The sequence below is a fragment of the Microcoleus sp. S28C3 genome (assembly GCF_036700785.1).
GTDB classification, from domain to species: Bacteria; Cyanobacteriota; Cyanobacteriia; order Cyanobacteriales; family Microcoleaceae; genus Microcoleus; species Microcoleus asticus.
Genome location: NZ_JAUBPO010000206.1, coordinates 1 through 5,250, shown reverse-complemented (window position 1 = coordinate 5,250; position 5,250 = coordinate 1). Strand labels below are relative to the sequence as shown.

The following is a 5,250-nucleotide window of genomic DNA, read 5'->3' as shown; positions in this document are numbered from 1 at the left end:
TTGAGCCAACATTCTCATGAAACTACTGCTCGATCGAACCCTCGATCGATTTATGAATGATTTGCGATCGCTATAGATGCTTCTAATACGAAAGAATTTCAGGATTTTATCTACGTTGCAATCGAAGAAAAATCAAATAATTTACTAGAGATATCAACTCTTTCTAGCGCGCTACAAATATACAACGATCAGGAAATGGAACAGCGACTTAGAGAGAATTTCCCTGGAAAGGAGATTGAGATTCAATCTGGATATTTTTGGAAGCCCTGTTTCCAACTTAGAAGTCGTTTGGCAGTTGCAAGAATGTTCAAAGTTGATGATAAAACTATGTTTTTTTTGCCTGACGGAACTACGAGTGAATCATTAGATGATTTTTATAAAGGAGGTTAGTTCTCTTGATGCATTCTCCGCCGCTGAACACGACCGTTAGATTACGAGATTATTCGATGAAAGTTCAGGTAAAACCTCAAGAATTTTCTGTGCGATCGCATTACCCAGTTCCCTCGGCTCCAGCTTATGCAATCCACCCCCATACACGCGCCCCTCACCCATCAGCGCCTCATCAGAAATGCGATCGAGCGCCTGCCACACCTCTTTTAGCAATTCTGGCCGATCGAAAAGTGCTTTGGCAAGAGCGGGTTTGGGATACAACATCAAATATACATTGGTAGCCGTCGCCATTGAGTGATTCAGGATAAATCGAAAAGGTCTGCCCCTACCAGTATCCTGACGACCCATATAAGTACAGAGGAACGGCGAAGGAGGACGCTTTTCCTGCGAATACCAGGGAGTACGATGGTTACACAGGTAGCGATCGCAAATTCCCTGTTTTACTCCCATCTGCAAATATTCCCAAAGCGAGGGATACTTAGCTTTCACCTCCAAAGGGGGCAAATCGCACGATAGTAAGAATAACCGACAATCGAGAATCGGATTTCCCAAGTCATCTGCTTCAATCTCATCAACTGATAACAACCGGGGACTAGGCAAAACTGGTTTGAGAAATTCAAAGGGCAATTTGTAAGCAGAAACTTGCTCTGGTGTCAACACAAAAAAATTGTTCGCTCCCGTCGCCAGCCCCCGTTTAATAGTGAATAAGTCCTTAAGTTTTAACGGCTGCTCTTGAAAATTCACGCTACCAGACATCAGCCCAAACTTAGTCCACTTAGCCGTACTGCGTAGCGACTCCACCGACACGATCAGCGACATTTTAGATGCTGTCAAACTCCCTCCATAGGTAAACTCAACAGCATGATTAACAGGTGGCAAAGCTTTCTTAAACCAAACCACTGCTGACGTACACAGTGCATCTTCAAACTGCGCGTCAGCAGCATCGAAACAGTGAATTCGCAGCAGAGTAACGCGATTTAGCAAGTAATCTTTAATTTGCCGTCCGTAATTCACATCCATAAATCCACTGGGAATCAGCCACCCCGCCAAGCCGCCAACAGCCATACTCGCATCCGCAATGCACAAGAAATGGCAGTAAAGACTAGCCAACTGACTGAGTTTAACTCCCGCTGTTTGCTGTGCTAGCTGTTGCAGTCGCAGCTTTTCAATTCGGTTCAAATGATGGTGTCGGGTATATGGAGGATTGCAAATGACTAAGTTAGCTTTTTCCTCGTCAGAGTTAGGGGGTATCGCTTGGGTAAAGTCAGCGATATTCAGATGTAGCGAAGTGTCACTCCAAAGCTTAATCGCTTCGTTTCCGTAATGGGGGTCAATTTCATAGCCGATTGCTTTAACAATTTGCGATCGCCCAAATTGCTGCAATAATGCTGAGTAAAAAGAACCTGTACCAAAAGCCGGGTCGAGAAAACGAATCTTAATATTCGACGGCAACAGCATTGAAGCATATTTGAGAATATCTGCTGCCAGTGTTGGAGGCGTAGCAAACTGACCTAGTTTATTTCGCTGAGCTTGAGTTCTAGCTCCATCCAGTTGCGATTGCCGCAACATTCGTGTCAATTCAATCGTTGCAGTTACATTCATATTTCAAATAGCGCTAAATCATCAATCCGATGTTCCCAAACCCAGTCAATTCCTTCGGCCGCTTCATAACCCAAATAGCCACTGTCAAAGTAACCGCAAAGAAACAAAATAAAACGCACGTTATTGCCGTAGTTACTCCTCAATTGAGTCATTTTAATAGCTTCTTCTTTGCGTCGCTTATTGGGATTGGTATAGTCACCGGCAGATTTCGCTTCAATCAATAACGGGAATTCACCAAGGATAGAATTAATTGGTACAAGCGCAACATCAATAGGGATATTAATTTGTTTGGTGCCGGACTGTAAAAGTACCGGGATATTGAGCCGAAACGAGAAAGTCCCCGGTTGCATTGTCTCAAAACTTAATCCGGCTCCTCCTCTAACATAGGAATAACCACGCTGTTCCAGCCATTGCCTGATCATAGCAAGCTGCCTTCGTTCTTGAGCGTTGCGAACGATCGGGTCAGAAATAGCACCGCAAAGGCGATCGGCAACAATTGTCGCTGCTCTTTGAACTTCAGTCTCCGTTGGCTGCTGTCCGCTTTCTAGCCAAGGAAAAATATCTTTGTCGAGCAGCCGTGCAATAATTTGACTGATTTTTGTTAGTTCAGCATCCAGAGTTGTAATGTCTGCCCGGGGCGGAATTCGCTGTTTCTCTTCCATATTTTTGACCAGGTTGGGCGACACTCCTGCTAAACCGATCAGGCGATCTCGCGCAATTGGCGGCGCTGCCGCCATGCGTAAAATGGGCAAAACCTCTGGATGCTGTCGCAGCAGGGCGGACGTGATGTTGCTCAGATTGGCTGTCTCTGCTAGGGCGGATTTAACTTGTTGAGTTGTAACAATGCGAGTGTCGCGGTAGGCTTTTGGAGCGAACAGCATGAACCAATTGTTATAGAAGTCTACCGACAGGGCAATATCGGGTTTCCACAAGTGTGGTTTGTCGGCATTAACTGGCACTGCACCTCCTCTAATTGCGGCCCTCGCCTAAATAGCTTAGATTGCTGGAACGTCTCTGTTGTATTATCCACCAAGCGGTTGCTCTTGAAGCGGATTTAGTCAACTAAACCCGCGCGAAGGGCTCTGACAGCCGCTTGAGTGCGATCGTCGCAAGACAGCTTATTGAGGATATTACGCACATGAGTTTTCACAGTACCGAGGGAAATGTATAGCTGCTTGCAGATTTCCTCATTGCTGCACCCTTCGACAATCAACTCTATAACCTCTTTTTCTCGTTCTGTTAAAGGGTTCGCCATTAACAACTGACTGTACTCTGGCTCGACTCCATTGATTGATACAGTGGAAATGGTTGCTGAGTTAACAGCTTCCTTGAAAGGGTTATTCATGCGAGCCAAAACGATTCTGGCAATTGAAGAATCGATCCAGTTTTCACCAGCATTTGTCTCAACAACAGCTTCCACTAACTTTTCAAAACTGACATCTTTCATGCAGTAAGAGTCGGCTCCCGCTGCAAAAGCTGCCAGCACTGATTCCTCGTTATCCTGCATCGTCAAAATCAATACTTTCGGTTGGTTCTCCACGCTTGGAGTTTGGGCAGTTTGTATGTATTCTTTGAACCTTTTTGTCAGTTCAATCCCATCTATCAACCCTGGCAGTCCGATATCAACGATCGCTACATCAGGCCGGGTTTTCTCCAGTAAAGTTATCCCTTGCAGGCCGTTAGCTGCCTCTCCGATAAATTCGAGTTCTTCGCAGTCTTCTAAAGCTGCTTTGATTCCAGCCCTTGTCAGGTGGTGGTCTTCAATTAAGGCAACGCTAATTTTATTCATGGTTGGTTTGTTTAAAAAAGGGACAATTGTACTTCAGGGACAGGGGTGTGTCCAAGGTAGAACGTATGCGCTCTTTTGGATCCAAACAAAACTTTTAGAGCGAGATGGGAAGCCGTACAGTAAATGTGCTGCCTTGACCCACCGTTGATGCCACGTCTATACTGCCAGAGTGGGCTTCTACAATCCGGCGAGACAGGTGCAGCCCCAGCCCGCAACCTGCTCTGGCATGGTTTCCGGTGCGAAATCGTTCAAACAGCGTGACTTGTTCTGAGGCTCTGATACCAGGGCCGGTGTCTTCTACGCTAATGCTTACCGACTTGACATCTGGACGGACAAAGATTTTCACACAACCAAAATCGGTGAATTTAATGGCATTTCCGACTAAGTTGGTGATGACTCGGCGGAGTTCGAGGCGATCGCCCTCAATCCGCAACGGTTGTGGGTCAGGCTCGTCGAAAGTTAGGACAAGTCCTTTATCGATAGCCACAGCGTCCAGTTCCTTGACAACTTCTTTGACCAGTTTTTTGAGGTCAAAAGGGGCGATTGCCAGGCTCTTGCAACCAGATTCAAATCGGTGAACTTCCAGTAAAGTATTGACTAACGAAAGCAAATTTTGGTTACTGTTACCGATGGTAGCGATCGCCTCTACCGCTTCAACGGGCAGTTCACCGAATTTCCCTCGTTTGAGCAGGGTCAGCATTCTATCAGCGGCAACTAGGGGAATCCGCAAGTCGTGGGTAAGACGAGCCACAAAATCCTCTCGTGCCTTTGTCATTTCCAGCATCGCATCTATGCTGTGTTTGAGCCGGAGGAGGCTGCGGACGCGAGCCAGCAAATCATTTACCTGGATGGGCTTGCAAACGAAATCGTCAGCGCCCAAGTCGAGTCCATCTGCTATGGTTGTTGAGTTGTCAGCCGCAATTAACAGGATGGGGATAAAGGGAAGTTGAGGATTTGAGCGAATTCTGTAAGTCACTTCGTAACCGTCTACTTCTGGCATCATTACATCTAACAGGAGTAAATCTGGTGGCGACTCCTCAACCTTAGCTAAAGCATCAAATCCGCTGGAGCTCGTGCTGACGCAGTAGCCTTCTTCTGAGAGAATAGCCTGCATAATAAATAAGTTGTCAGTTGTATCGTCAACCGCCAAGATTTTACTGGGTTTATCTCTCATTGCCCTGAATTTTTCTCCCGCCTCCATCCAAAGCTTACGAAGGAGTCCATATCTTCTGACTCAGCCTTTTGGCGGATAAAACTTAAAAACTGTTGATAATCTTGAAGCTGCTTGGATTCTTCCAACTTTCGCTGTTTTCTGATTCGCAGCAAGTAGTCTTTGAGGCGAACGTACCGCCAACCAACTTGAAACCCCAGTTCGTATATTTGAGTTGCTTTTGCAACAGTTCGGACATATTTTGGGAGAGTCAGGCTCTGAGAGAGCCGTATTCTAGGAGTTTTCGGTAGTTTGGATT

General features: G+C 46.0%; 4 protein-coding genes and 1 pseudogene. All 5 read right to left on the bottom strand.

Features of this window, described 5'->3' with window-relative positions; genetic code table 11:
* Nucleotides 1-426: 426 nt before the first annotated feature.
* Nucleotides 427-1,992, bottom strand: coding sequence for an Eco57I restriction-modification methylase domain-containing protein (locus QUA13_RS31330; protein ID WP_333204845.1), 1,566 nt, complete (start codon nt 1,990-1,992; stop codon nt 427-429).
* Nucleotides 1,989-2,951 carry a XamI family restriction endonuclease gene (locus tag QUA13_RS31325; protein ID WP_333204842.1) on the bottom strand — a complete coding sequence of 321 codons (963 nt, stop codon included), beginning with the start codon at nt 2,949-2,951 and terminating at the stop codon, nt 1,989-1,991. The genes QUA13_RS31330 and QUA13_RS31325 overlap by 4 nt, the downstream gene beginning before the upstream one ends.
* A gap of 95 nt (nt 2,952-3,046) precedes the next feature.
* Nucleotides 3,047-3,781, bottom strand: a complete 735-nt coding sequence (locus QUA13_RS31320) for a response regulator transcription factor (protein WP_333204840.1) — start codon at nt 3,779-3,781, stop codon at nt 3,047-3,049.
* A 94-nt stretch (nt 3,782-3,875) separates the two neighbouring features.
* Nucleotides 3,876-4,955 (bottom strand): hybrid sensor histidine kinase/response regulator, encoded by a 1,080-nt coding sequence (locus QUA13_RS31315; RefSeq protein WP_333204839.1) that lies wholly within the window; start codon nt 4,953-4,955, stop codon nt 3,876-3,878.
* Nucleotides 4,952-5,250: pseudogene (locus QUA13_RS31310) on the bottom strand (hypothetical protein); the annotation flags it as partial. The pseudogene QUA13_RS31310 and the gene QUA13_RS31315, both read right to left, overlap by 4 nt.

Bases quoted from the DNA above. Each gene is read 5' to 3' on its own strand.
- QUA13_RS31330 (WP_333204845.1), bottom strand. From the start codon at position 1,992: ATGAATGTAACTGCAACGATTGAATTGACACGAATGTTGCGGCAATCG.
- QUA13_RS31320 (WP_333204840.1), bottom strand. From the start codon at position 3,781: ATGAATAAAATTAGCGTTGCCTTAATTGAAGACCACCACCTGACAAGG.
- QUA13_RS31315 (WP_333204839.1), bottom strand. From the start codon at position 4,955: ATGAGAGATAAACCCAGTAAAATCTTGGCGGTTGACGATACAACTGAC.